This is a genomic window from Agrobacterium radiobacter, assembly GCF_040801995.1.
In the GTDB taxonomy this organism is placed as follows: Bacteria; Pseudomonadota; Alphaproteobacteria; order Rhizobiales; family Rhizobiaceae; genus Agrobacterium; species Agrobacterium radiobacter.
The window spans coordinates 353,422-379,067 of record NZ_JBEGHX010000002.1 but is presented as its reverse complement, the minus strand read 5'-3'; the positions used below and the strand labels follow the sequence as shown (position 1 = coordinate 379,067).

At 59.0% G+C, this 25,646-nt stretch carries 18 protein-coding genes; 11 read left to right on the top strand and 7 right to left on the bottom strand.

Going from position 1 to position 25,646, the window contains the following annotated elements; genetic code table 11:
• The first annotated feature begins 163 nt into the window (after positions 1–163).
• Complete coding sequence (locus tag MRBLRC7O_RS15700) at positions 164–4,288, top strand: autotransporter domain-containing protein (RefSeq protein ID WP_060726885.1); 4,125 nt, start codon at positions 164–166, stop codon at positions 4,286–4,288.
• Positions 4,288–4,869 carry an invasion associated locus B family protein gene (locus MRBLRC7O_RS15695; RefSeq protein WP_060726884.1) on the top strand — a complete coding sequence of 194 codons (582 nt, stop codon included), beginning with the start codon at positions 4,288–4,290 and terminating at the stop codon, positions 4,867–4,869. The genes MRBLRC7O_RS15700 and MRBLRC7O_RS15695 overlap by 1 nt, the downstream gene beginning before the upstream one ends.
• Here MRBLRC7O_RS15695 and MRBLRC7O_RS15690 read toward each other — a convergent pair.
• The 4 genes from MRBLRC7O_RS15690 to MRBLRC7O_RS15675 all read right to left on the bottom strand — a co-directional run bounded on the left by MRBLRC7O_RS15690 (position 4,866) and on the right by MRBLRC7O_RS15675 (position 12,307).
• Positions 4,866–8,006 (bottom strand): efflux RND transporter permease subunit, encoded by a 3,141-nt coding sequence (locus tag MRBLRC7O_RS15690; RefSeq protein ID WP_060726883.1) that lies wholly within the window; start codon positions 8,004–8,006, stop codon positions 4,866–4,868. The genes MRBLRC7O_RS15695 and MRBLRC7O_RS15690 overlap by 4 nt on opposite strands.
• Entirely contained in the window at positions 8,003–9,280 is a 1,278-nt protein-coding gene (locus MRBLRC7O_RS15685; protein WP_060726882.1) for an efflux RND transporter periplasmic adaptor subunit, read from the bottom strand. The genes MRBLRC7O_RS15690 and MRBLRC7O_RS15685 overlap by 4 nt, the downstream gene beginning before the upstream one ends.
• A 290-nt stretch (positions 9,281–9,570) precedes the next feature.
• Positions 9,571–10,767 carry a polysaccharide biosynthesis/export family protein gene (locus MRBLRC7O_RS15680; protein ID WP_020011828.1) on the bottom strand — a complete coding sequence of 399 codons (1,197 nt, stop codon included), beginning with the start codon at positions 10,765–10,767 and terminating at the stop codon, positions 9,571–9,573.
• 415 nt (positions 10,768–11,182) lie between these two features.
• Positions 11,183–12,307 carry a glycosyltransferase family 4 protein gene (locus tag MRBLRC7O_RS15675; protein ID WP_003506450.1) on the bottom strand — a complete coding sequence of 375 codons (1,125 nt, stop codon included), beginning with the start codon at positions 12,305–12,307 and terminating at the stop codon, positions 11,183–11,185.
• 502 nt (positions 12,308–12,809) lie between these two features.
• Here MRBLRC7O_RS15675 and MRBLRC7O_RS15670 point away from each other — a divergent pair.
• The 5 genes from MRBLRC7O_RS15670 to MRBLRC7O_RS15650 all read left to right on the top strand — a co-directional run bounded on the left by MRBLRC7O_RS15670 (position 12,810) and on the right by MRBLRC7O_RS15650 (position 18,288).
• Positions 12,810–14,336: an ABC transporter substrate-binding protein gene (locus MRBLRC7O_RS15670; RefSeq protein ID WP_003506452.1), complete on the top strand. Its 1,527-nt coding sequence runs from the start codon at positions 12,810–12,812 to the stop codon at positions 14,334–14,336.
• A 331-nt stretch (positions 14,337–14,667) separates the two neighbouring features.
• Positions 14,668–15,609, top strand: a complete 942-nt coding sequence (locus MRBLRC7O_RS15665) for an ABC transporter permease (RefSeq protein WP_020808495.1) — start codon at positions 14,668–14,670, stop codon at positions 15,607–15,609.
• Positions 15,609–16,484: an ABC transporter permease gene (locus MRBLRC7O_RS15660; RefSeq protein WP_020808496.1), complete on the top strand. Its 876-nt coding sequence runs from the start codon at positions 15,609–15,611 to the stop codon at positions 16,482–16,484. Before MRBLRC7O_RS15665 ends, MRBLRC7O_RS15660 begins: the two co-directional genes overlap by 1 nt.
• A gap of 1 nt (position 16,485) precedes the next feature.
• Entirely contained in the window at positions 16,486–17,709 is a 1,224-nt protein-coding gene (locus MRBLRC7O_RS15655; RefSeq protein ID WP_020808497.1) for an amidohydrolase/deacetylase family metallohydrolase, read from the top strand.
• Positions 17,710–17,793: 84 nt separating this feature from the next.
• Entirely contained in the window at positions 17,794–18,288 is a 495-nt protein-coding gene (locus MRBLRC7O_RS15650; RefSeq protein ID WP_020808498.1) for a RidA family protein, read from the top strand.
• 6 nt (positions 18,289–18,294) lie between these two features.
• Here MRBLRC7O_RS15650 and MRBLRC7O_RS15645 read toward each other — a convergent pair whose 3' ends face one another.
• Complete coding sequence (locus tag MRBLRC7O_RS15645) at positions 18,295–19,131, bottom strand: IclR family transcriptional regulator (protein WP_020808499.1); 837 nt, start codon at positions 19,129–19,131, stop codon at positions 18,295–18,297.
• Positions 19,132–19,220: 89 nt separating this feature from the next.
• Here MRBLRC7O_RS15645 and MRBLRC7O_RS15640 point away from each other — a divergent pair, with 89 nt between their 5' ends.
• Complete coding sequence (locus MRBLRC7O_RS15640) at positions 19,221–20,417, top strand: aminotransferase class V-fold PLP-dependent enzyme (protein WP_111797176.1); 1,197 nt, start codon at positions 19,221–19,223, stop codon at positions 20,415–20,417.
• A 203-nt stretch (positions 20,418–20,620) separates the two neighbouring features.
• On the top strand, positions 20,621–22,456 hold the full coding sequence (locus MRBLRC7O_RS15635) for an ABC transporter ATP-binding protein (RefSeq protein WP_020808501.1): 1,836 nt from the start codon (positions 20,621–20,623) through the stop codon (positions 22,454–22,456).
• Between the two features lie 6 nt (positions 22,457–22,462).
• On the opposite strand, the gene MRBLRC7O_RS15630 is transcribed toward MRBLRC7O_RS15635, so the two are convergent.
• Both MRBLRC7O_RS15630 and MRBLRC7O_RS15625 read right to left on the bottom strand, forming a co-directional pair.
• Positions 22,463–23,092 (bottom strand): glutathione S-transferase family protein, encoded by a 630-nt coding sequence (locus tag MRBLRC7O_RS15630; RefSeq protein ID WP_003506467.1) that lies wholly within the window; start codon positions 23,090–23,092, stop codon positions 22,463–22,465.
• A gap of 1 nt (position 23,093) precedes the next feature.
• The gene (locus MRBLRC7O_RS15625; protein WP_003500789.1) at positions 23,094–23,459 is read right to left on the bottom strand and encodes an ArsR/SmtB family transcription factor; all 366 of its coding nucleotides are present in this window, start codon (positions 23,457–23,459) and stop codon (positions 23,094–23,096) included.
• A gap of 211 nt (positions 23,460–23,670) precedes the next feature.
• Between MRBLRC7O_RS15625 and MRBLRC7O_RS15620 the strand changes: the two genes are divergently transcribed.
• Positions 23,671–24,522: an ABC transporter substrate-binding protein gene (locus MRBLRC7O_RS15620; RefSeq protein ID WP_020808503.1), complete on the top strand. Its 852-nt coding sequence runs from the start codon at positions 23,671–23,673 to the stop codon at positions 24,520–24,522.
• A complete protein-coding gene (locus tag MRBLRC7O_RS15615; protein ID WP_020808504.1) occupies positions 24,519–25,646 on the top strand; it encodes an LLM class flavin-dependent oxidoreductase in 1,128 nt (375 codons plus the stop codon). The genes MRBLRC7O_RS15620 and MRBLRC7O_RS15615 overlap by 4 nt, the downstream gene beginning before the upstream one ends.

Below are 25,646 nucleotides of genomic sequence, written 5' to 3'. Positions count from 1 at the left end.
CCACTTTTCTAAGGAGCGCGCTGGTCGCGCTCCTTTTTTGCGAAGTAAAATAGCATTCTTCGCTTTTTATACTGACGCTGATCTCTTAAACCGGGTTAAGTGGCTGCAAGAGATGATTCGCCCGACCTAACAGGCGAAATGATGCGCCGATGAGGAAAAATTGATGACCGGTGGTTTCTGGCGGGAAGAGGCGTCGAAGGCCGGTTCAGGTTTTAGGCCCGTCCGGCAGTTCTTCTTGCGGGCATCAACGAGCCTCCTTGCGCTGGCGTTGTCCTCTGCCATCGCGCCTGCTGCATTTGCAGAATCCATCGCCTGGGTTGGCTCTTCCTCGGATGACTGGTTCTCGCCAAGTAGCTGGTTTGGGTACACGCGTGTGCCGGGAGCGAACGACCTCGCCGCCATCGACGCTCAAGGCCCGACAATAGCCGCCGGGCGTGTCGCAGAAATCGATGAACTCGTCATTGGCATTACTCTGGATGGGTCGCTGTCAGTGGAGGGCGGCCTTAAGACTTCCAATACAAAACTCGGCAACAAGGATTTGGTCGCGGGCACGTTAAATTTTTCCGGCGGCGATTGGTCGAACAAACATGACATATTTATTGGCGGCGTAGGCATTGGGGAAGTCTCCCTCACCGGCAGCAGGGCGGTCTCCGGTGGGAATGTCTACCTGGGTGGCGGTTCGGGCCATGGTTGGCTCACTCTCGACAATCTATCGAGTTTCGATAATACCGGCACCACTTTTGTCGGTGTCGCGGCGGATGATGGCTTTGATCAGTTGCAGATTCTTGGCGCAAGCACGTTCAGGACCGGCGGATTTGTGATCGCAGATGGTATGGATTCTGTAGGCACCGTCTCCGTCGAGGGGAGCGGAAGCAGCCTTACCGTGTCGCAGGATATGGTGATTGGCCATGGCGGCAACGGGCTTCTGACGATCTCCAGCGGTGGTGTTGTCAAAAGTCTTGCGACCACCATCATCGGCAATCTCGCGACATCGAGCGGAGGTTCGCTGACCGTCAACGGCCGTGGTTCCATTCTGGAAACCTCCGGCCCCTTGATTGTTGGCAATGAAAGCTCGGCAAGTATGTTTGTCGGGACGGCGGCAGAGGTTATCAGTGGCGCTGTCGTGATCGGCCGGCATTCGGTCGGTCGGGCCACCGTCACGGGCAGCGATTCCCGGTGGATCACGGGCAATCTGAGTATTGGCGGTGATGAGAACGATCCTGGCGGTGCCATCGGTGATGGTGCAGTTGATGTAATGGCGGGCGCTGCGATCAACAGTGCTTCGGTTCAACTTGGCGCTGTCTCGGGTGCCAGGGGGTCTGCCACTGTTGAAGGCGCGGATTCTGCCTGGACGATCGGAGACGATGGTCTTTCTGTCGGCCTTTCAGGCTCTGGTTCCCTGAGCGTCAAAGCCGGCGGTCATGTCGATTCCGCCAACACGGTTGTCGGGGCAAAAGAGGGGAGTGATGGCTCTATCACGGTTTCCGGGTCTGGAAGCACCTTCAACAACGCCGGTGATCTCGATGTGGGTTGGGAAGGCGACGCTTCGCTGCATGTCGATACCGGCGGCACGGTAACAAGCGACAGCGCAATTGTCGGCACAAAATCGATGATTGCCGCGGTGAACATCAGTGGCGGCGGCTCGACCCTGACGCTCGCAAAGACGCTGATCGTCGGATATGAGAACGCTACCACGGGAGAGGTTTCCGTCACGACCGGCGGCGAAATCCGGGCGAAGGAGCTTTCGATCGGCGAGCTTGGCGGCTCTTCCGGCAAGCTGAGCGTTATCGGAGCGGGTTCGATCGTTACCGTCTCCGTTGACAGCAATCTCGTCAATTCCGGTTCAACCTATGTCGGGTGGCGCGGCGGTGGGAATTTAACGGTGACCGATGCCGGTTCTCTCGGCACAAATCGCCTGTTTGTTGGCACGCAGGCTGGATCAAACGGCTTCCTGCATGTTGGTGGTATTGGCTCGCAGGTTGAGGTCCACGATGCTCTCGTGATCGGTGGAGGCGGCAACGGTTCAGTCGAGGTGACTGGCGGCGGCGCTCTTGCGGCCCACACGATTGTCATCGCGGCAGCGGCAGGTTCCACTGGCGTTTTGAACATAGGCGCCCGCGCGGGATTGACGGCGCGAGTGGCAGGTGAGGTTGACGCTGCGGGAATCGTTTTCGGCGCTGGCGACGGCAGTATCGTTTTCAACCATTCGGAAGCTGATTATGACCTCTCCGCGAATATTTCTGGGACCGGACGTGTTGTCGCGGAGAATGGCGTCACCACGCTCGCAGGCCATAACAGCTACTCTGGCGGCACCACCATATCTGCCGGTACTTTGAAAGGCACGGCGACGAGTTTTGGTTCTGGCCAGATCGCCAACAATGGGCAACTCGTCGTGGATGGGGCCGGCACGCTTTCAAATAGTCTCACCGGTTCCGGTACTGTCGAAAAGACGGGTAGCGGAAATCTCGTTCTTGCCGGCAACAACAGCTATTCCGGTATAACAACGATTTCGGCCGGCACGCTGACTGGAGCGGCAAAAAGCTTCGGCTCGGGCGAGATCGTCAACGATGCGCAGCTCGTGGTGGATGGGGCTGGTACGTTTTCAAATGTCGTCAGCGGCACCGGCACCTTTGAAAAGACTGGCGACGGCAATCTGGTTGTGACCGGCAACAGCACATATTCAGGCGCAACCGAGGTTTCATCGGGCAAGCTCAGCGTCAACGGCTCGCTGGCGAGCGCCGTTTCCGTCCGCAGCGGCGCGACGCTTGGTGGTTCCGGCACCATCGGCGGGCTGACTGTCGCTTCCGGGGGCACGCTGTCGCCCGGCAATTCGATCGGCACCCTGACCTCGACCGGCGATGTGCGATTCTTCAGTGGCTCGACCTATACGGTTGAAATCGACGCGTCCGGCAATTCCGACAGGATTGCCGTCGCCGGTGCTGTCACTATCGATAACAACGTCAAACTCGTTGTCACGCCGCTTGCAAGTCATTCAGCCTATAGTCTCGGCACGCAATATCCGATCCTGACGGCAATGGGCGGTATTGCCGGCACCTTTTCCGGCGTGGACGAGAAATTCGCTTATTTGGTTGTGAGCGTCACAAAGAGCACGGATAACGGCACTGCATATCTCTCCTTTAACCGTGCATCGCCGGATTCCGGGCTGCTTGCCTCTGAGACATCCTCGGAGAATGCCCAAAACGCCGCGAATGCCGTTGAGGCGGCACGGGAAGACCCGGCGCTTTATCAGGCGGCATTGTTTCTGGGGCAAAATGAACCCCAATCCGCCTTTTCACAGCTTGCCGGCGAGCTGCATCCGTCACTGGCCATGGCATTGATAAATCGCAGCCAGCTGACGCGGGCTGTCATTCTCGAGAGGTTGCGCAGCGCCTTCGACGGCGTGGATGCGCGTGCGATCACGCCCGCCGGCAATGCGACGGGCGGGAGCGGAATGCAGCGTGTGGACGAGGGTTCTCTTACGTTCTGGTCCAATGGATTCGGATCGCGCGGCCGTATCGACGGCGATAGAAATGGCGCAACGGTTGATATCAAAGGTAAGGGCGTCCTTATCGGTCTGGATGGAGATTTGGATGACGGCGTGCGGGCTGGTGTGGCCGCGGGTTACGGTCACGACAGCATAAGCCAGAAGTCGGCATCGGCGGATGTGGATAGCTATTATGTGGCAGCTTATGCGGGTCTGACGAACGGTCCGGTATCGCTGCGTCTTGGCGCGACCCATGCCTTTCAGGATATCGACACGCGCCGCGCGCTTTCCTTTTCAACATTGCAGGAAAATCTCACGGCCAGCTATGGTGCATCCACAACGCAGGCCTTTGCCGAGGCCGCCTGGCGTTTCGACCTCGATCGCACCGTCATCGAGCCCTATGCCAATGTCAGCTATGTGAACCTGGAGACGGAGGCCTTTGGCGAGAGGGGCGGTGTTGCCGCAGTATCGTCCGGTTCGGCCAGTCATGATCAGCTATACACGACGCTTGGTGCGCGTTTGCGTCAGGATATTTCGTTGGACGACATGTCCGGGCAGGCGACGTTCGATATCGGGTGGCGGCACGCCTATGGTGACCCATCAGTGGTGAGCACATTGTTTTATACCGGCGGCGATGGATTTTCCGTCGCAGGAACAGCGATGACGCAGGATGCTGCGCTGCTTAACCTGGGGCTCAGCTACGATCTCGCTCCTTCCGCCACTTTGACATTCCGTTATGGCGCGGTCTTTGGGGCAGGAGTGCTGGATCAATCCGCTTCGGCCGAACTGGGAGTCCGTTTCTGATGTCGTTCAGACCACACAAGTCGCGGAATGCGGCGCTTGCTGTTGCCGTCTTCGCCGGGGCCATGGCGGGTGACGCCGGTGCGCAGGAAGCCGCGAAACCGGCCGTGCCGCTGCATGAAGTTCATGGAAGCTGGCAACTTGCCTGTGCCGCACCAGTGAAAAAAGATCTCGCCGATCCGAACACCACGGAGACGGCGCCGGCCAAACCGCTCTGCGCCATCGCGCAGGTGCAGCTTGAGGAAAAAACCCGCAAACTTGTCGTCTCGGTCGAATTCCGGCTTGATGATTCCAAAACGCCGGGACAGCTCTCAGGCATCATCGTCATGCCGTTCGGCCTGGCTGTCACCAAACTCTTTTCGATAAAATCCGGCAATGTGCGGCTGCAGGAAGTGCAGGTGAGCACCTGCCTTCCGGTCGGCTGTGTCGTGTCTTTCACGCCCTTCGTCGAACTTGTCTCAGCTCTGGAAACAGGCAAGACGCTGACGATCGAAGCCCCGGACCTGCATGGAAGAACCGTCTCATTCCAGCTGCAGTCGGCTGGTTTTTCCGAGGCGTTGAAGCGCCTCGGAAGCCTGTATTAAGCCGCGACGGAATCGGGCTCTGCGGCGCCTTCCGGCTTTTGCTGTTCAGCATGTTTCTCGGCTGATTTTTTGCGGGAAAACAGCCCGGTGAGAAAGTGGCCAAACCTGTCCATTTCCACGAAGATGACGGGCGTGATGAACAGCGTCAGCAATTGCGAGACGATGAGGCCGCCGACCACGGCGATACCGAGCGGCTGGCGCAGTTCCGAACTCGCGCCCGAGCCGAGTGCAATGGGCAGTGCGCCCAGCAATGCGCAGAAAGTCGTCATCATGATCGGCCGGAACCGGCGTACGCAGGCTTCGTGAATGGCGGTAGCCGGCGGTTCGGCCTTTTCGCGCATCAGTTCCACCGCCACGTCGATCATCATGATCGCGTTTTTCTTGACGATGCCGATCAGCATCAGCAGGCCGATCAGCGCGATGATCGAGAAATCCATGCCCATCACCTTCAGCGCCACCAGCGCGCCGAAGGCCGCCGCCGGCAGGCCGGAGAGGATGGTCAACGGGTGGATGAAGCTTTCGTAGAGCACGCCGAGAACCACATAGATGGTCAGCACCGCCGCCAGAATGAGGATGCCGGTATTGCCCTGGCTCTGCTGGAAGATTGCCGCCGTGCCGCCATAGCTGGTGAAGACATCCTGCGGCAGGCCTATCATGCTCTTGATCTGATCGATCCGGCTTGTGGCATCGGAAAGCGCCACGCCGTCAGGCAGGTTGAAGGAAATCGTCGTGGAGACGAGCTGGCCCGTCTGGTTGATGGTCACAGGCGCCTGTGTGCGGGTGAGGGTGGCGAAGTTTGAAAGCGGAACCAGAACGCCCGATTTTGCGGAGAGAATGTTGATATCGCTGAGGAAATCATCGTTCCACGGTTTGGAGCTGTCGAATTCCACGATAACGTCGTAGCTGTCGCCGGTGGACTGGATCTGCGCCGCCGTATAACCGCCAAAAGACATTTCCAGCGTCTTGCGCAGCTGGTCATTGGTGATGCCGAAGGCGGCCGCCTTTTCCGGATCGACGGAAATCGTTGCGGCGATCGCTCCATTCTGGGCATCCGAGGTAACTGACGTGAAGGTGTGATCGCGGCGCATCGCCTCCATCAGCTTGTTCGACCATTCATTGGTCGTGTCGGCATTCAGGCCCTGAACGACGAGCTGGTATTGGCTGGCGGAGCTGCGCCCGCCGAAACGCAGGCTCTGCTGCGGATTGATATAGGTGCGGATGCCCGCCACTTTCGATGTGGCCTGCCCAAGTTCCGTGAGCACCTGGCTCAGCGGCGCACGCTCTTCCTTCGGCTTCAGTTCCACGAACATCGAGCCGTTGTTCAGCGGGTTACGGGAATTGCCGCCGACAATGGAGGTGACGTGCACCACGGCCGGATTCTTGCGGATCTGATCGGCGACCTGAGCCTGCAGGTCACGCATCGCCGTGTAGGAAATATCCTCACGCGCCTGTGTCGAGACCGAAAGACGGCCAATATCTTCCTGGGGGAAGAAGCTGGAGGGCAGGGTTTCGAAGAGATAAAGCGATGCCGCGACCGAGGCGAGAAATGATGCCAGCACGATGCGGCGATGGGAAAGGCACCAGCCGACGGCGCGACCATAGGCGCGTAGCGTACGTTCGAAACCCGCATCGAACCAGCGGATGATCGCCGGTGGTCTGGAGGAATGGCCGGAGAGGCGTGAAGCGAGCATCGGCGTCACCGTCAGCGACACCAGTGCCGAGGCCATGATCGCCAGCGTGACGACCATGCCGAACTCGTTAAAGAGCCTGCCGATGACGCCGCCCATCAACAAGATGGGAATGAAGACGGCAACCAGCGAGATGGACATGGACAGAATGGTGCTGCTGACCTCTGCCGCGCCCTGAAGGGCGGCTTCCCGCATGGGCAGGCCTTTTTCATGCAGGCGCAGCATGTTTTCCAGCATGACGATGGCATCGTCCACCACCAGCCCCACGGACAGGGTTAGTCCGAGCAGTGAAATATTGTCGATGCTGTAACCCAGGACATACATCATGCCGAAGGCGGTGATGAGCGACAGAGGCACGGCAAGCCCCGGAATGATGGTTGCCGTCAGGTGTCCGGTGAAGAGATAAATAACCGCCACCACCAGCCCGATGGTGAGGAACAGCGTGAACTGCACGTCCGAGATTGCGTCCTTGATCGCGGTCGAGGCATCATTCATGACGTTGATATTGACTGAAGGCGGTAATTGCTGGTGAAGCGCCGGAAGCTTGGCCTTGATGGCGTCAACAACCTCGACTGTATTGGCATCCGGTTGACGCTGCACGGCGAGAATGATGGCCTGTTCGCCATCGAACCAGCTGCCGGCATTGGTGTTGTCGATGCTGTCGGTGACATTGGCGATATCACCGAGGTGAATCCTTGCGCCGTTGGTCGTTGAAACGACCAGCGAGCGGAACGCCTCGGCATTGGTGCGTTGCGTGTCCGCCTCGATCGTCAGGCGTTGATTTTCGTTTTGCAGGGCGCCGACAGGCACCTGATTGTTGGCTTGAGCGATGGCCGTGGTGACGGTGTCGACACCGAGGCCTCTTGCCTGAAGCTGCGTCGGATCAAGGCCGATGCGCACGGCGTAGGTCTGAGAGCCATAAATACTGACCTGCGCGACGCCCGAAATGGTGGAAAGAAGTGGCGAGATGATGTTTTCGGCGATTTCGTCCACTTTGCTGGTGGGCATTTCCTTGCTGTTGACAGCGAGCAGCAGCACCGGCGCATCGGCCGGGTTGGTTTTGCGATAGCTCGGCGTCGTCGTCATGTTGCTCGGCAACTGCCGCTGCGCGCGCGAGATTGCCGCCTGCACATCGGCGGCCGCAGCATCGATATCGCGGTTGAGATCAAACTGCAGCACGATCGAGCTGTTGCCGAGCGTGTTGGTGGCGCTGATTTCGCTGACGCCGGGAATGGTTTCGAACTGCTTCACCAGCGGTGTGGTGACGGAGGTAGCCATTGTTTGCGGCGAAGCGCCGGAAAGCGATGACGAGACATTGATCGTCGGAAAATCCACTTTCGGCAGGGCGGCAACGGGCAGCAGGCGGAAGCCGGCGAGCCCTGCCAATATCAGGCCTATGGCAAGAAGCGTGGTGGCGACGGGCCGGTTGATGCAGAAATTCGGGATCATTGGCCGCCAACCTTTTCCTGCGGAATATTGGCAGCCAGATTGCCCGCCGCGCCGCCCTTGTCGGAAAATTGCTCGACGACGAGCTGGCCATCGGCAAGTTCCGATTGGCCCTCGACGATTATATGCTCACCGCCGTTCAGGCCGCTCGCGATGGCCGTGAGATCGCCATTCGAACGGGCGACTTCCACCGGCGTCATATGGGCATGATGGTCGCTATCGACGGTATAGACGAAATTGCCCTTCGGACCGGGCCGCACGGCGACCGTCGGCACGACGATCATCTCCTCATCCGAAACAAAATGAGCCGTGACGTTGACGGACTGGCCGGGCCATAAAAGACCGCGATCATTCTTGAATTCCGCCTTGGCCAGCACGGTGCCGGAGGTCTGGTCCACCGTATTGTCGTAGAACCGCAGCACACCGCTCATCGGCTCGCCACCCGTCGCCGCCGGATCGACATCAACAGCGGTGTCTTTTCTCACGCCTTCACGCAGTTGCGGCAGATAGCGTTGCGAAAGCCGGAAACTGACCGAGATCGGATCGTATTTGGTGATTGTCACGATATTGACGCCTGCGCTGAGATAGGCGCCGGGGCTGACAGTGATGTCTCCGAGCCGTCCGTCGAAAGGCGCGCGGATTTCCATATGCTCGAGCGTCACCTGGTCGGAGGCAAGCGTTGCCTTGTCGGCATCGATCTTGGCGCTGGCGCTGTCGCGCGCCGCCCTGGCCTGATCCAGCACCTGTTGCGATTCCGCGCTTTGCTTGACCAGATTGGCGGCGCGCTGGAAGGCCGCCTCCGTCTGCTCAAGCGTTGCCTGATCGGCGGCGATATTGGCTTTATCCTTGTCGACGGCGGCGCGGGCGATGCGGTCGTCCATCTTGAGGATCAGATCACCCGCCTTGATGTGCTGGCCGTCCTTCGCCTCGATTTCGGTGACGAGGCCGGCCTGAAGCGGTGCGATATTGGTGATGTCGGCCGCAACCGCCCAGCCCGTCGCCGTTGCATCCATCGGCAGCGTCGCCTTGCCGACGGCGATGGTGCTGACGGTGGGTGGCGCGCCATTGCGTCGCCCTCCACCCTGTCTTTGTCCTTGCTGTCGGGCTGGCTGGCCGCTCTGGGCCGATTGCGCCGCCGTTTCGGTGTTCGCCTGCGGCGAAACGCTGGCGAATTGTTTAAGGTAAGGAACTTGGTCGAGCGGCAAGCGATCCCTAAAATACCAGGTACCGGCGGCTGCAATGGCAAGAACGCTGAGGGCGGTCCAGAAACGTTTCATCTGACGATTCCGCGTAATGAGAGCGATACATGTTTCCCGAACATGTGCGGTAAGCCTTGGGAGCAGCTTTCCCCCACAAGACACCCAATGCGCTGCGAAATCACCTTAAACTTTTGTAATGGCGGCGACAATGACTGTCGCTATATGCGTTGTCTTTCAGGGGGCAGACGGTTTCGGTCCGTGGCGAAAGCCCATGCTTGATCACGTTCACCTTCGCCGCCGGTCCCGGCCAAAGAAAAAGCCGCCTCGTTTCCGGGGCGGCTTTGGTACAAGTGGCGAGAAACCGACGATCAGAAGGCCCGGATGGCGTTGCGCGTGGCAAGCACGTCCTCGGCAACATTGCCCGTCGTCGCCGGAACGGAGCCGACGAGATCCAGGAACTTGTAGAGTTCGGTGGCCTGCGAATTGGTGACGTAGATGATGTCGCGATCCTGCATCGGGAACTTGGTGGCGGCGAAGAAGGTCGACGGATCGCGCAGATTGGCGCGGAAGATGACCGGAACGTCCTGTCCGGGGAACTTGGACGTGTTGATGCCGAGCTTCACGAGAAGATCGCGCTTGACGATACGATAGACATAGACCTGGGCGGGGTCGGCACGGGAATCGAGCAGCCCGCCCGCTTTGCCGAGTGCATCCGAAAGCTTGAGATCGGCATCCTCGAACTCGAAACGTCCATTCAGGCCCGAAGCGCCGAACGCGAGATAGGTGCGGCGCTCACGCTCCACCATGATCGTGTCGCCCGGAACCACATAGATGTTTTCGGACGGCGTGCTGACGAGGTGGTTGTAATTGACGCGCGCGGTCTTGCCGCGGCGGATCAGCGTGACATAGGATTCGATATTCGGGGCGCTAAGGCCCTTTGCATAGGAGATAACGTCGAGAACGCGATCTCCTGCTTCCGAAAGCTGAACCTTGGTCGGCTCCTTGACGTCACCCAGCACGGAGGCCTGCGCGGAGCGGCTGGAAATCTTGGTGATGAGAACCTGCGGCTCGATGGCGCGGTTGGCGAGCCGTTCCTCGATTTCGCTCTGGACATCCTCCACATTGCGGCCGGTGGCGCGAATCTTGCCCGCATAGGGAACGCTGATATTGCCTTCCCGGTCCACCGTCTGGTTCGGCAGGCTGATGAAGTTGCCGGGACGGCTGCCCGCGTCGTTCGGGATAAACAGGCCGCCGGCCTGGCTTTCAAAGATCGCGACCTGCACCACGTCGCCGACACCCATCGGCAGGGCCGGAACGCCGCCCTTGCCGCCGCCGAAACTGCCGAGCAGCGTCGTGGTTGTGGTATCGCCGACATAATTGAGAACGGCGCTGTTGATATCGAGCAGCGCATAGTCGACACCTGCGGTTTTCTGCTTGTCCTTGGAGGCGAATTTCACGGAAGCGTTAGATTCGATCGACGCTGCATCGGGCCCTGAGGCCGCTGTAACCGTGCACCCCGCCAGTGCTGCGGAGGCAAGCAGAATCGAAACATTCAATAAACGCATTTGGTCCTCGAAATGAATGCCGTCCGAAAAGCAGAAATAATCCGGACATCGTATAAGTTTTTAAAAATAAGCACTTCATAAATGACACCGGTAAAGAAAATCAAAACCGGTATTACATCCGTTTAGCGGAATCGCATCCCGAGATGTTTACGCCTGCCAATCAGGCATATGCCCAGTTTCAGGCGATGCTTCAAGTTGATCATCGCTCAACTGCGCCGAAAAATTTCGGGCGAGGCACGATGTTTTAATCCCCTGATGGTGTCAGTATTGTTGTGCTTCAATATTCAGTCGGCTGCCATAATCTCTTTGATTACCGCATTGCGCTAGTGCAGTTTTGTCACGCTTGCGCGGTTTCTTTTGCGGTTGATTCAATTGAGTTCTAATCAATTGTTTTATAAATGTTTTTATTAGCTCGTCATGCCCGCTCAGCCAGCGCGAAATTCACGGTATCCGCAAATTCCCGCAGGAAACGCTCACGTGAGAAGCGAGCGGCATTGTTGATGCAGGCGTTCTTGTCGAAGCGATCGGAATTGTCGACGAATTCCTGTACGGCGGCGCAGATCGCTTCCGGTGTCTGCTCACCGAAATAAAGGCCAGTCGGATGGTTGGAGGCGCCGAGAGGAACGACGGTTTCCAGAACGCCACCTTTGCCATAGGCGATGACCGGTGTGCCGAGCGCCTGGGATTCGACGGGCACGATGCCGAAATCGTCTTCTGCCGCAAAGACAAAGGCCTTGGCCTCGGCCATATATTTGTGAAGCTCCTCATTGCCGACGAAACCGAGGATTTCGACATTCGGCGCGGCGATTTCGCGGATGCGTTTCATGTCCGGTCCGTCGCCGATGACGACCAGCCGTTTGTCCGGCATCTTTGCAAAGGCTTCCACGATAAGGTGCACCTTCTTGTAAGGCACCAGCCGCGACGCCGTGACGAAATAGTCACCCTTGAGGTCGGACGGGGAAAGATGGGACGTGTCCACCGGCGGATAGATCACGGTGGAATCGCGGCCATAACACTTGCGCACCCGGTTGCGGATGAATTTGGAATTGACCGTCATCAGGTCGACGCCGTTGGCGGTGCGGATGTCCCACATGCGGATATAGTGAAGAACGGCGCGCGCGATCCATGAGGCGAAGCCGCGCGTCAATCTGGTTTCCTTGAGATATTGGTGCTGCAGGTCCCAGGCGTAGCGGATGGGGCTATGGATATAGGAGACGTGAAACTGGCCCGGCCCGGTGATGACGCCCTTGGCGACCGCGTAGCTCGAGGAAATCACCAGATCATAGCCGCTCAGATCGAACTGTTCGATGGCGAGCGGCATCAGCGGCAGATAGGAGCGGTATTTTTTTCGGGCGAAGGGCAGTTTCTGGATGAAGGAGGTGTTGACGGGACGCCCGCCGAGAAACCCCCGGTCCCGCTCGCTCATGAAATCGACGAGGCAATAGAGGTCCGCGTGAGGATAAATTTCAAGAAGGTTGTGAAGCACTTTTTCGGCGCCACCTCTGTCGGTGAGCCAGTCATGCACGATTGCCGTCTTCATAATTTCCCCAATAATTTCAACGTAATAAAAATGAATGTTCCGCCTTGGAGTAAAGTTCGGCGGTGTAGAATATCAGGTCTGTCTGCAGCCTTTAAAAATACGGCTGGCGGTGATGAATTGCGTAACGACTAATAAGAATGTGCTGGTATGTATGTGGTGATCTGATGTTGGTCTGATCTTTAATAGCACTTTGTTCGCAAATGCGAAATATCCAACCTTCTTAATTCCCTTTCTTCCTTTACAGCCGAACGCCTGCCGTCATTCCCGCCGTCCCGGCTGGAAGAGTTGGATTTTTTGGTGCGCTGTATTTGGGTAAAATCCCCATTTTTCCATCACCTTACAACCTGTTGCCGCCTCCCGCGCAAACCTGCCTCGCGTTTCGCCGATCACGGAAACTCATCGCCATGCCTCATTCTCATTGACACGGCGACGTATCAAGATATTCTGTTATAAAGATGCATATAACATAATAATGGAACACATAAGAGCTGGGAGCTTGACCATGAGACGTAAACTTGCATTTCTCGCCACTGTCGCTTTGCTGTTGGCACCTAACGTAATGATGGCCGCGGAGAAGGGCGGCGTCATCAATGTCGCGACGATCGGTGAGCCGCCGACACTTGATCCCATGGCGTCTACCGCCGATCTCGTCGGCATCGTCACGCAGCATATTTTCGAAACGCTCTATACCTTCGACAAGGGCTGGAAGGTGACGCCGCTTCTGGCGGAAAGCCTGCCCGAGATCAGTGCTGATGGTAAAACCTACACGATCAAGCTGCGGCAGGGCATCAAGTTCCATGACGGCAGCGACATGACGTCCGAAGATGTCGTCGCCTCGCTTGGCCGCTGGATGAAGATCGCCTCGCGCGGCAAGCAGGCAGCCGGCTTCATCGAAAATATCTCCGCGCCTGACGCAGGGACGGTGGCGATCACCCTCAAGCAGCCCTATGCGCCGCTGACCTCGCTGCTCGCCTTCAACAATTCGGCGGCGATCATCCTGCCCGCTGAAAAGCAGGCGGAGCCAATGGCCGAATTCATCGGCACCGGTCCCTATATGCTGAAGGAACGCAAGGCCGACCAGTATATCCAGCTCGTCCGTTTCGACGGCTATAAGTCCCGCGACGGCGAAAGCGACGGTTATGGCGGCGCACGCCATCAATATCTGGATGAAATCCGCTTCGTTCCGGTGCCCGATCCGAACACCCGCGTCGAAGCCGCTGTTTCCGGCCAGTATGACTATGTTGATTCCATTCCGGTCGAATCTTTCGACAAGGTGAAGTCCTCGTCGGCGTCGCAGCCGCTGATGCTGAAGCCTTTCGGTTTCCCGGTCTTCGTGTTCAACACCAAGGAGGGGCTTTCTTCCAAGCTTGAGGTCCGCAAGGCGGTAACCGAGGCGCTGAACATGGAAGACATGCTGGCAGCCGCTTTCGGCAGCAAGGATTTTTATGCGCTTGACGGCGCCTATTATCCCGGCAATTTCTCCTGGCACACGGAAGAGGGCGTCGAGGGCAATTACAATGTCGGCAATCCGGAAGCCGCAGCTGAAAAGCTCAAAGCGGCCGGTTATAATGGCGAGCCGCTGCGCATCCTCACCAGCCGCCAATATGAGTTCCACTACAAGATGGCGCAGGTCGCTGCGGAATATCTGAAGCTTGCCGGCTTCAAGGTGGATATGCAGGTGGTGGACTGGGCGACGCTGACGCAGCGCCGCGCCGACCCGAAGCTCTGGGACATCTACATCAGCCACAGCCCCTTCCTGCCTGAACCGGCGCTGATGGGCGCGCTTTCGACCAGTTCGCCGGGCTGGTGGGACACGCCGACGCGCAAGGCTGCGGTTGACGCCTTCACCTCCGAAGCCGATCCGGACAAACGCATCGCGCTCTGGGCCAATGTGCAGAAGACGATCTATGCCGAGCTGCCGCTCCTCAAGATCGGCGACTTCAATGCCGTGGCGGCCAAGTCCAACAAGCTGGAAGGCGTCGATCCGGCTCCGTGGCCCTATTTCTGGAATGCCTCGGTTACGAAGTAAGGCCGGGTTGGCAATCGAGTGCCGGGTACTGCATCCGGCACTCTGTCGCCACGGACCTCCTGTCCTTGCCGCGTCTCACCCCTCATTCCTGTGCTTGTCACAGGAATCCAGCCGACGCGCGTCTGCGCGGCGAGAGGAGTCCTTCCAGCCCAAGGACTTGGGCTGGCTAGATTCCTGTGACGAGCACAGGAATGAGGGTGGAGTATAAAGCGGACGTGGGAAGAGACGTTCGATTTTACGACCGTGAGTGCCGGAATTGCCGGCGCTCGTCGACAACTCTATTCAACCGTCGCCTGATAGCGGCCCATCACGCGCTTTGGAGCATACATACGTGATACGGTATATTTTCCAGAGACTTGCCGGAATGATCGTGGTGATGTTCCTCGTCGTCACCATCGTTTTCGTCATCCTGCGCGTCACGCCCGGAGATCCGGCTGCGGTGATGCTGGGGCCGGATGCCTCGGCGCAGGACATAACGGAGCTGCGCACCCGGCTCGGTCTCGATCAGTCGCTTGGCGTGCAATATGTCTATTATATCGGGCAATTGCTGAAGGGCGATCTCGGCCAGTCGATCTTTCTCAACATGCCGGTCGGCGCAGCACTTCTGGATCGGGCGGAACCGACCTTCTTCCTGACGATCTTTTCGCTGCTGATTGCCAGCGCCATCGCGCTTCCTATCGGCATCTATGCCGCTTATCGGCGTGGTTCCTTCGTGGATCAGGCCGCAACCACGGTCGCGATGCTGGCGGCGAGTATTCCAAGCTTCTGGCTCGGCCTCATCCTCATGCAGGTCTTCGCCGTCCGGCTCGATATGTTCCCGGTATCGGGTTATGGCGGTCCGGGCGCGAGCTTCCTTGAGCGCATGTATCACCTGACCCTGCCGGCAATCGCGCTCGGCCTCGTTTCATCGGCGCTCATCCTGCGCTTCACCCGTGCCTCGATGCTGGATGTTCTCGGTGACGATTACGTCCGCACTGCCAGAGCCAAGGGCGTAAAGGAACGTCGGGTGGTGATGAAACATGCGCTGAAGAACGCGCTCATCCCCATTCTCACCGTGCTCGGGCTGACGGCCGCCGTGCTGATTTCCGGCGCTGTCGTCACGGAAACCGTCTTCGGCCTGCCGGGTGTCGGCAATCTCGTCGTCTCGGCAGTGCTCCGGCGCGATTATCCGGTCATTCAGGGCGCGCTTCTCGTCATCGCCGGGCTTTACGTGCTCATCAATTTTGCAATCGACATGCTCTACCTGCTGGTCGATCCGAGGGTTCGTTACTGATGGCCGATATTGTTTCCACCGCCCCGCCGGCGCGCAACCCGAGCATCCTGTTCATTCGGCGTCTGCTGAAGCGCAAGACGGTTGCCGCCGGTCTCATCGTTTTGCTCATCTTCGTGCTGCTTGCGGTTTTCGCGCCGATGATCGCGCCCTATTCGCCGTCGAAACTGTCGATTGTGAACCGTCTGAAGCCGCCGAGCGAACTCTACTGGTTCGGCACCGATGAGTTTGGCCGTGACGTCTTCTCCCGCACCATCTACGCCGGAAGGCTGTCGCTTCTGGTGGGGGCCGCCGTGGTGGCGCTCTCGGCGCTGATTGGCATCACGCTCGGCCTGCTCGCCGGTTTCTTCCAGAAGCTCGATACGCCGATTGCGCGGCTGATCGATGCCATGATGGCGTTTCCGGATATTCTACTGGCGATCGCGCTGGTGGCCGCACTCGGGCCGTCGCTGACGACTGTCATCATCGCGCTTGCCGTCGTTTATTCGCCGCGCCTTGCCCGCATCGTGCGCGCCTCGACGCTGGTGATCCGTGAACTGCCCTATGTGGAAGCGGCCAAAGCGCTCGGCATCTCCACCTTCCACATCATGACGCGGCATGTGCTGCGCAATCTGGTCTCGCCGATCCTTGTGCAATGCACCTTCCTCTTCGCCAGCGCCATGCTGGCCGAGGCTGGTCTTTCATTCCTGGGGCTCGGTGTCAGCCCCGAAATTCCAACCTGGGGAACCATGATCTCCGCCGGCCGCCAATATATCGGCCAGGCGGACTGGATGACCTACTTCCCCGGCTTTGCCATCATTTTTTCCGTGCTCTCGCTGCAAATGGTCGGCGACGGGCTGCGGGACATGCTCGACCCAAGACTGCGAAGGGATTTGTAATATGACGTCCGGTGAACAGGCGAAAACGCCTCTTCAAGCTCCCATCCTTCTCTCCAATGTGAAACCCGTCGGCTTCGGAAAGGGCGCGCCTGAAGCCTCGACCGATATTCTGATCGGCGGCGACGGCAAGATCGCGGCGGTAGGGCCTGCCCTTCAGGCGCCTTCGGATGCGCAGCGCATCGACGCAAAGGGCGCATTCATCTCGCCCGGCTGGGTGGATTTGCACGTGCATATCTGGCATGGCGGCACCGATATCTCCATCCGTCCCTCCGAATGCGGGGCCGAGCGCGGTGTGACGACGCTGGTGGATGCCGGTTCGGCGGGGGAGGCGAATTTCCACGGTTTCCGCGAATATATCATCGAGCCCTCGAAGGAACGCATCAAGGCCTTCCTCAATCTGGGTTCCATCGGTCTCGTCGCCTGCAACCGCGTGCCGGAACTGCGCGACATCAAGGATATCGACCTTGATCGAATCCTCGAATGTTACGCCGAAAACAGCGAGCATATTGTCGGTATCAAGGTACGTGCGAGCCACGTCATCACCGGCTCCTGGGGTGTGACGCCGGTCAAGCTCGGCAAGAAGATCGCCAAGATCCTGAAAGTGCCGATGATGGTGCATGTGGGCGAACCGCCGGCACTCTACGACGAGGTGCTGGAAATTCTCGGCCCCGGCGATGTCGTGACCCATTGCTTCAACGGCAAGTCGGGCTCCAGCATCATGGAAGATGAGGACCTGTTCAACCTTGCCGAACGCTGCGCCGGTGAAGGCATCCGGCTGGATATCGGCCATGGCGGCGCATCCTTCTCCTTCAAGGTGGCGGAAGCGGCGATTGCGCGTGGCCTTTTGCCCTTCTCGATCTCCACGGATCTGCATGGTCATTCGATGAATTTCCCAGTCTGGGATCTCGCGACGACCATGTCGAAGCTGCTGTCGGTCGATATGCCCTTCGAAAAGGTGGTCGAAGCCGTCACCCGCAACCCGGCCTCCATCATTCGCCTCGATATGGAAAACCGCCTCGATGTCGGCCAGCGCGCTGATTTCACTGTCTTCGATCTTGTCGATGCCGATCTCGAAGCGACCGATTCCAATGGTGACGTGTCGCGTCTGAAGCGCCTGTTCGAGCCGCGTTATGCGGTCATCGGCGCGGAAGCGATCACCGCCAGCCGCTATATCCCGAGGGCGCGCAAGCTTGTGCGCCACAGCCATGGTTATTCCTGGCGCTGACCCCGACTGGAACGGCGGAGGGCATTGCCTTTCGCCTTCCGCAGACACGACGGGATACCCGTCCCGGCATTATGAGGAATTCGCGTGAAACAGTCTTCGCTTGATGCAGAAGAGCATCTTTCGCCCTATGACCGGCTTGCCGCGCTCGGCATCTCCCTGCCGCCGCCGCCGCCGCCGATTGCCAATTTCGTCACCCATGTGGTGGAAGGCAACATGCTGTACCTCTCGGGGCAGGGGCCGCGGGAGGAAAACGGCCATCTTTACGCCGGCAAGGTGGGCGCGGAAATTGGGCTGGAAGAGGCCTATAACCATGCGCGCCTCACCGGCATCAATCTGCTTGCCGTCATGCATGAGGCGTTGGGGGATCTGGCGCGGGTGAAGAAGGTGGTGAAGCTGCTCGGCATGGTCAATGCCGTCAGCGATTTCCGCGATCATCCGAGCGTCATCAACGGCTGCTCCGATCTCTTCATCAACGTGTTCGGCGATGCCGGGCAACATGCTCGTTCCGCCGTAGGTTTCGGCTCATTGCCGGGCAATATCACCGTCGAGATCGAAGCGATCGTCGCGCTCAAGGGTTGAGGCTATTTAATGGTTGCGCCAGCCCATCAGCTTTTCGATCCGTTCCGCCGAGACCCTGACCTGTTCGGTGTAGTGGTTCTCGTCCGCCAGCACCTTCTGTTCCGGCAGCACGATGGAGATCGTCGCGACGCATTCACCCCTGTTATCGCAGATCGGCGAGGCTATGCAGGCGACGGCGTAATCGGATTCGGCGACCTGTATCGACAGCCGGTCATGAAAGGCGGCCGCCGCCGATTGCGACAGGGTCTCCGGGTTGATCTCCGCGCGGCCAGTCGGCGAAGAACGGGCGCAGCGCCGAAAAAGTTCGAGACGTTCCGCCTCCGGCAGATGGCCGACCAGCAGGCGGCCGGACGCCGTCCAGTTCAGCGGAACACGGGTGCCGACGCGGGACGCGACCTGGAAATGGCTCGGCCCATCGGCCATGGCCAGAACAAGCATATGGTCGCCGTCGCGACCGCAAAGCTGGACGGTTTCGCCAGCGTGGCGGCAGAGATCATGCATTTCATGCGTGGCGACACCCATGAAATCCAGCGAGCGGGCATAGGCAAGGCCGTAGTGATAAAGCCGCGCGCCGAGCCAGATGTTGCCGTCGGCATTGCGGGCCAGCATGTTCTTTTCGACGAGGTCGTCGACGATCACATAGACGGTGGAAAGCGGCGCCTTGATCGCCTTGGCGATGGCGTAAGCACCGGCGGGCGATCCGGTTTCGTAAAGATAATCAATAACCTGAAGAGCGCGGTCGATACCGCTGACGCGCGAGCGTTTGGCCGTCTTCGCGTCCGGGGTTTCTTCCGTGGGAGACACGGCGGTTGAAGGCATTTCGTCCAGCTTATGGGCGTCCAATTTCCGGCTCCTCATGAATTTTGAGAAGCTATTACATTATTATGGCATATATGTCGATGCCCAACGCATCACAAAGACAGGAGAAAGACATGACCGAGGATATCAGAAGCAGGATCGGCCTTCGCCCGGTCATCAACGTCTCAGGCACCATGACCTCGCTCGGCGCGTCGATTGTCGTTCCCGAGGCCGTTCAGGCCATGGCGACCATCCTGCCGCAATTCGTCGAAATCAATGATCTGCAACGCAAGGCGAGCGCGATCATTGCAAGGCTGACGGGCGGCGAGGCCGGTTTCGTCACGGCGTCCTGCTCTTCCGGGATAAGCCTTGCGGTTGCGGGGGCCATCACCGGCAACAATCTCCTGGCCATCGAAAAGCTGCCTGATACCGCACCGGAAAAGAACGAGGTGCTGGTGCAGATGGGGCATGTGGTGAGCTACGGCGCGCCGGTGGATCAGGCAATCCGGCTCGCCGGTGGCAAGGTGGTCCTGGTCGGGCAAGCGACATCCACCCACCGGTTCCACATGGAAAACGCCATCACCGAAAAGACGGCGGCGGCGGTTTATGTCATCTCGCACCATGTTGTTGATTACGGCCTGCTGCATCTTTCCGAATTTGTCGAGATTGCCCACGCCAAGGGCGTGCCGGTTATCGTTGATGCGGCTTCCGAATATGATCTGAAGCTGTTTCTGGCAACGGGCGCGGATGTCGTGCTCTATTCCGGCCATAAGTTCCTCGGCGGCCCCACCTCCGGCATCGTGGCAGGAAGTAAGGAGTTGGTGCGCAACGCCTTCCTGCAGAATATGGGCATCGGCCGCGGCATGAAGGTCGGCAAAGAAAGCATCTACGGCGTCATGGCGGCGCTGGAAGCCTGGGAAAAGCGCGACCATGCCGGCATCCGTGAGCGTGAGACCGGCTATCTCAATCTCTGGAAGGAAACGCTGGATGGTCGTCCGGGTGTGACGGCGCTGATCGAGCCGGATCCGACCAATAACCCGCTCGACAGGCTGCGCGTTATCATCAATGCCGAGGAAGCGCATATCACCGCCTGGGACCTGACAACGGCACTAGCGAGAGGCAATCCGCCGATCATTACCCGCGACCACGAGGTGGAGCATCGCTATTTCTATCTCGACCCATGCAACCTTCATCCCGGACAGGAAACCATCGTGGCTTCGCGTCTGGCGGAGGAACTGGACAAGGCGCGCGCCTCCAACGAGGTGATTGCTACTCCGTTCGACGACCGCAGCCGCCACCGTTTCGACGGCATGCTGCGCTGGCCGGATTAAGTGAAGCGAGCGGGTGCCACTTGTTTCTTCTCCCTGAGGGGGAGAAGGTCGCGGCAGTGGGATGAGGGGGCAAGGGTCGTGAGATACGGCAACGTTGCCCCCTCATCCGACCCTTCGGGCCACCTTCTCCCCCTTGGGGAGAAGAAACTCGCGGCAACTGCCCGCCCAAGCATTGCAACCAGAATAAATAGAAGGGAACGATCATGACCATGCCGCAGGCAGCACCCTTTGGTGCCAATGAGCCGGTGCTTTCCGTCCGCAATCTCACCACGTCTTTTCACGTGGATGGCGGCTGGAAACCCGTGGTTCGTGATATTTCCTTCGATGTCGGGCCGGGCGAGACGGTCGCGATCGTCGGTGAAAGTGGCTCGGGCAAAAGCGTCACCTCGCTCTCCATCATGCGGTTACTGGATCGTGAAAGCAGCAGGGTTCAGGGCGAAATCCTGCTTGGCGGACGCAACCTGCTGTCGCTTTCCGAAGATGCCATGCGGCAGGTGCGGGGCAACGAGGTGGCGATGATCTTCCAGGAGCCGATGACCAGCCTCAATCCGCTATTCACCATCGGTGACCAGATTTCCGAAGCCTTGTTGTGCCATCAGCCGATGTCCAGGGCGGATGCGCGGACTGAGACGATCCGCCTTCTCGAAAAGGTCCGCATTCCCTCAGCCGCATCGCGTTTCGATGAATATCCGCATCGCTTTTCCGGCGGCATGCGCCAGCGCGTGATGATCGCCATGGCGCTTGCGTCCCGGCCGAAACTCCTGATCGCCGACGAGCCGACGACTGCGCTCGATGTGACCATTCAGGGCCAGATACTGGACCTCATCAAGACGCTTCAGGAAGAGGAAGGCACGTCGGTTCTGTTCATCACCCATGATATGGGTGTGGTGGCTGAGATCGCCGACCGCACCGTCGTCATGTATCGCGGCGAGCAGGTGGAAGTCGGCGCGACGGCCGATATCTTCCATCGCGGCAAACATCCCTATACCCGCGCGCTTTTGTCCGCCGTTCCGGTTCTGGGTTCCATGACGGGTGAGGAAAGACCGCTCCGGTTTCCCATCGTCAACACCACCACAGGCGAAACGCAGCAGCCGGCGCGCCCGGGCGATACCGTCGACGCTAGCGCCCAGCCAGTGCTCAAGGTGGAGGGGCTGACCAAACACTTCGATATTCACTCCGGTTTGTTAGGCCGGCTCAGCGGTCGCGTGCATGCGGTGGAAAACGTGTCCTTTGATCTGCGGGCCGGCGAAACATTGTCATTGGTCGGCGAAAGTGGTTGCGGCAAATCGACGACGGGACGAGCCATCATGCGGTTGATCGAGCCGACTGCCGGTTCGGTGGTGGTCAATGGCGAGAATATTCTCGCTCTCGACAAATCAGGCATGCGCGAGATGCGCAAGACGGTGCAGATGATCTTTCAGGACCCATATGCCTCGCTCAATCCGCGCATGACCGTGGGTGCGGCGATTGCCGAACCCTTTCTGGAACACCGCATGGGAAGCGCCCGTGAGGCGAAGGATGTGGTGGCCGATATGCTCAAAAAGGTTGGTCTCTCGCCCGATATGGCGGTGCGTTACCCCCACGAATTCTCGGGCGGTCAGCGGCAACGTATCTGCATCGCCCGCGCGCTAGCGCTCCAGCCGAAGGTGATTGTCGCCGATGAGAGCGTTTCGGCGCTTGATGTTTCGATCAAGGCGCAGGTCATCAACCTGATGCTGGATTTGCAGCAGAGCCTCGATCTTGCCTTCCTGTTCATCAGCCATGACATGGCGGTGGTGGAACGCGTCAGTCACCGTGTCGCGGTGATGTATCTCGGCGAAATCGTCGAGATCGGCCCGCGCGCGGCGGTGTTCGATAATCCGCAGCATGACTATACCCGCAAGCTGATGGCTGCCGTGCCGGTGCCGGACCCGGACCGCAGAAATACCCGGCGAAATGCCGCGAATGACGAGCTGAAAAGCCCGATCCGCGCGGTCGATTACGTGGTGAAACCGCGTGAGTATCGCGAGGTCTCGCCCGGCCACCTTGTCGCCTGCTGAAGCAGGTTAAAGACCCGGTACGTCGGAAGTCGCGAAAGGCACGCGGTAACCGCGCTGGAAGGTTTCGCGTTGTCCGAGCTGGCGATACCAGCGCTGTACCGCCGGATAGTCGTCGAGGTCGATTTTGTGACGCGCGAAACGTGAGACCCATGGCCATATGGCGATATCGGCTAGGGAGAAATCTCCGGCGATGAATTCCCGGCCTGTCAACCGGTCGTTTAATGTCCTGTATAGCCGCTTCACATCCGAGGCGAAACGCGTCTCGGCAAAGGGTGCCCGTCCGGTATTGTAGGTCAGGAAATAATGGGCATAACCGAGTGTGGGGCCAAAATTGGCGGCCTGCCACATCAGCCATTCGGTGACGGTCAGTCGCGCAGCAGTGGAGGCGGGTAGAAGCCGCCCGGCCTTTTCGGCGAGATAGATCAGGATCGCGTTCGATTCCGTCAGGATGGTGCCATTGTCGCGATCAATGATCGCCGGGATTTTCGAGCCGGGATTGATGCGGCTATAATCGGCTGAGAATTGCTCGCCTTTTTCGATGTCGATGGCGTGGCTGACATAGGGCAGGCCGAGTTCTTCCAGCGCAATCGAGATTTTCAGGCCGTTGGGAGTGATCCAGGTGTAAAGGTCGATCATACTAATCGAACATCGCCTCATCTAATGGCAAAGCCCGCCTGCCTTTCTTGCCGGTCACGTCGGATAGGTCAGTATAAAGACCGCGTAATGTCAGAACCAGCTGGACGATGCGCGGATCGGTGACGCGATAGATCACCTGTTTGCCTTCCCGCGAGCCTTCGATGACACCGGCGTCACGCAATTCGGCAAGCTGCTGGGAAAGCGTTGGCTGCTGGATGCCGAGTTCGTATTCCAGTGCGGAAACGGAGGCTTCCGTTTCCATGAGATAACAGACGATGGCCAGGCGATTGGCATTGGCGACAAGCTTCAAAAGCTCACTCGCCTCCACCACGCTGCGGCAGATGAGATTGGAAACCGGTTTCGTCACGACTACAGGCCCATTTTTCAAACTATAAAAAAGTAAATTGTATTGCGATAAATTTCAATGGCTTGATGAAGCTCACTTTGGTCAGATCAAGCATTTTTTAAAATCTACAGGATTAGTAGATTTCTCTTTCGCTTTCCGGCGGAGGATCGCCAAAACGTTCCTCGAAAACACTCTATAAAAAAGTAGATTGATTGCGAAATGAGGTGTCGACATGAAAATCGGGGTCCATCCCAACAATCTGCATTTGCGGCTCGCCCGGCTCTGGCCCGGCGCCTTTGAAGAATTCGATCCGGAATTCGTGCCTTATCGCGAAGGGCGCGATACGGCGGCGCTTCTGGAAAAGGGCGACATCCATTTCGGCGGTACGGGCTCGACGCCGCCCATCGAGGCGGATGCGCGCGGGCTCTCCGCAGCCTATATCGCTGCCTCGGCCCCGAGACCCGCAAATGGCGCGATCCTCGTGCGGCGCGACAGCCCGATCCGTTCCGCCGCCGATCTCTCGGGAAAGCGCATATCGCTGATCGATGGCTCTTTTCATACCTATCTTCTGGCGCGCAGTCTGGAAGGGGCCGGGCTTGGTCTTGCGGATGTGACGCGCATCGAAAGCGGCGACAGCGACAGCCTGCACGATCTAGTCGAAGGCCGCGTCGATGCCTGGGTGACGATGTCGCCACGGCTCGAAAAAGCTCTTGCGCATGACGGGATCAGTCTTCTGGTCCGCTGCGGCTCCACCATTCCCAACCGTTCGCTGTTCTGGACGCTTGCGCGCCACGACATAACACCGGAGACAAGGCAGGCGCTTGCGGCGGAACTCGACCGTGTCGGTCGGGCCGTGATGGCGGATATCGACGGGGCCGCGGCTCTTCTCGCCGCCGAGCCGGGCAGCGAGGGTGACGCGCAGTCATGGGCAAAGGTGCTGCGCTCGCGCGATCTTTCGGTAGTGCCCGCCGCCGAAAATATCCTTGCCGAACAGCAGGAGGAGGCCGATACGCTTTACAGGCACGGTCATTTCTCTTTACCGGTTCTGACGGGTCAATCAGCCAGCGCGGGAGGCGACAGATGAATATTTTCTGGTACATGTGCGCGCCCGATGGCGCTTATCCCTGGCAGCCGGAAGGGTCCCGCAAGGTCGATCTCGGTTATTACAAGCAGCTGGCGCTTGCTTACGACCAGCTTGGTTACACCGGCGCCCTTTTTGCCACCGGCGCGCATGACGTCTGGGTGCTGGCGGGTGCGCTGCTCTCCCATACCGAGCGGCTGAAACTGCTGGTCGCCATTCATCCGGGCCTGATCGCGCCGACGCTGCTTGGCAAGATGGCGGCGACGCTCCAGGAGTTTTCGCGCGGACGCCTGCTGATCAATGTCGTTTCGGGCGATGCGAAGATGCTCGGCGCCTATGGCATGACCATGCCGCATGACGAGCGTTACGAGATGGCGGATGAATATCTGCAGATATGGCACCGGCTTTTCGCCGGTGAGACGGTCGATTTCAAGGGCCAATATTTCCAGACGGAGGGCGCAAAGCTCGCTCTGCCAGTGGGGCAGGGCATAGAGCCGCCGCCGCTCTGGTTCGGCGGTTCGTCGGATAAGGCGATCGACGTTGCCGCCAAACATGTCGAGACCTATCTCTCATGGGGTGAAACGCCGGACCAGATTGGTGCTAAGGTCGATCTGGTCAAGGCGCGCGCGGAAAAGCTCGGCCGCGAGCTGGAATACGGCATCCGCCTTTATGTCATCGTGCGTGATACGGATGAAGAGGCCTGGGCCGCCGCCGCCGATCTCTATGGCCGTATGGATGCGAACGCGATTGCTGCAAACCAGCGTTTCGTCGGCAAGACGGATTCCGTCGGCCAGCAGCGCATGACGGCAATGCATGGCGGGCAGAAGCCTGAGAACCTGCGCGATCTTGAAATCGCGCCCAACCTCTGGGCCGGCATCGGTCTTGTTCGGCCCGGGCCGGGAACGGCGATTGTCGGTTCGCCGGATACTGTCATCCGCACGTTGGAGGCCTATAAGAAGGCGGGCGTGAATACCTTTATCCTTTCCGGCATGCCATTGCTGGAAGAAGCTTTTCGCTTCGGCGAAAAGGTCCTGCCGCGTATTGACGTGTCGCGTGAAGTCTCGTCGGCGAAACAATTCACCTGGTCGACTTTGTTCGACCGCGACCTCTCGGCAAAGGCCTCCTGA

Bases quoted from the DNA above. Each gene is read 5' to 3' on its own strand.
- MRBLRC7O_RS15680 (WP_020011828.1), bottom strand. From the start codon at position 10,767: ATGCGTTTATTGAATGTTTCGATTCTGCTTGCCTCCGCAGCACTGGCG.
- MRBLRC7O_RS15670 (WP_003506452.1), top strand. From the start codon at position 12,810: ATGAGACGTAAACTTGCATTTCTCGCCACTGTCGCTTTGCTGTTGGCA.
- MRBLRC7O_RS15690 (WP_060726883.1), bottom strand. From the start codon at position 8,006: ATGATCCCGAATTTCTGCATCAACCGGCCCGTCGCCACCACGCTTCTT.
- MRBLRC7O_RS15620 (WP_020808503.1), top strand. From the start codon at position 23,671: ATGAAAATCGGGGTCCATCCCAACAATCTGCATTTGCGGCTCGCCCGG.
- MRBLRC7O_RS15695 (WP_060726884.1), top strand. From the start codon at position 4,288: ATGTCGTTCAGACCACACAAGTCGCGGAATGCGGCGCTTGCTGTTGCC.
- MRBLRC7O_RS15655 (WP_020808497.1), top strand. From the start codon at position 16,486: ATGACGTCCGGTGAACAGGCGAAAACGCCTCTTCAAGCTCCCATCCTT.
- MRBLRC7O_RS15640 (WP_111797176.1), top strand. From the start codon at position 19,221: ATGACCGAGGATATCAGAAGCAGGATCGGCCTTCGCCCGGTCATCAAC.
- MRBLRC7O_RS15635 (WP_020808501.1), top strand. From the start codon at position 20,621: ATGACCATGCCGCAGGCAGCACCCTTTGGTGCCAATGAGCCGGTGCTT.
- MRBLRC7O_RS15630 (WP_003506467.1), bottom strand. From the start codon at position 23,092: ATGATCGACCTTTACACCTGGATCACTCCCAACGGCCTGAAAATCTCG.
- MRBLRC7O_RS15615 (WP_020808504.1), top strand. From the start codon at position 24,519: ATGAATATTTTCTGGTACATGTGCGCGCCCGATGGCGCTTATCCCTGG.
- MRBLRC7O_RS15675 (WP_003506450.1), bottom strand. From the start codon at position 12,307: ATGAAGACGGCAATCGTGCATGACTGGCTCACCGACAGAGGTGGCGCC.
- MRBLRC7O_RS15700 (WP_060726885.1), top strand. From the start codon at position 164: ATGACCGGTGGTTTCTGGCGGGAAGAGGCGTCGAAGGCCGGTTCAGGT.
- MRBLRC7O_RS15660 (WP_020808496.1), top strand. From the start codon at position 15,609: ATGGCCGATATTGTTTCCACCGCCCCGCCGGCGCGCAACCCGAGCATC.
- MRBLRC7O_RS15685 (WP_060726882.1), bottom strand. From the start codon at position 9,280: ATGAAACGTTTCTGGACCGCCCTCAGCGTTCTTGCCATTGCAGCCGCC.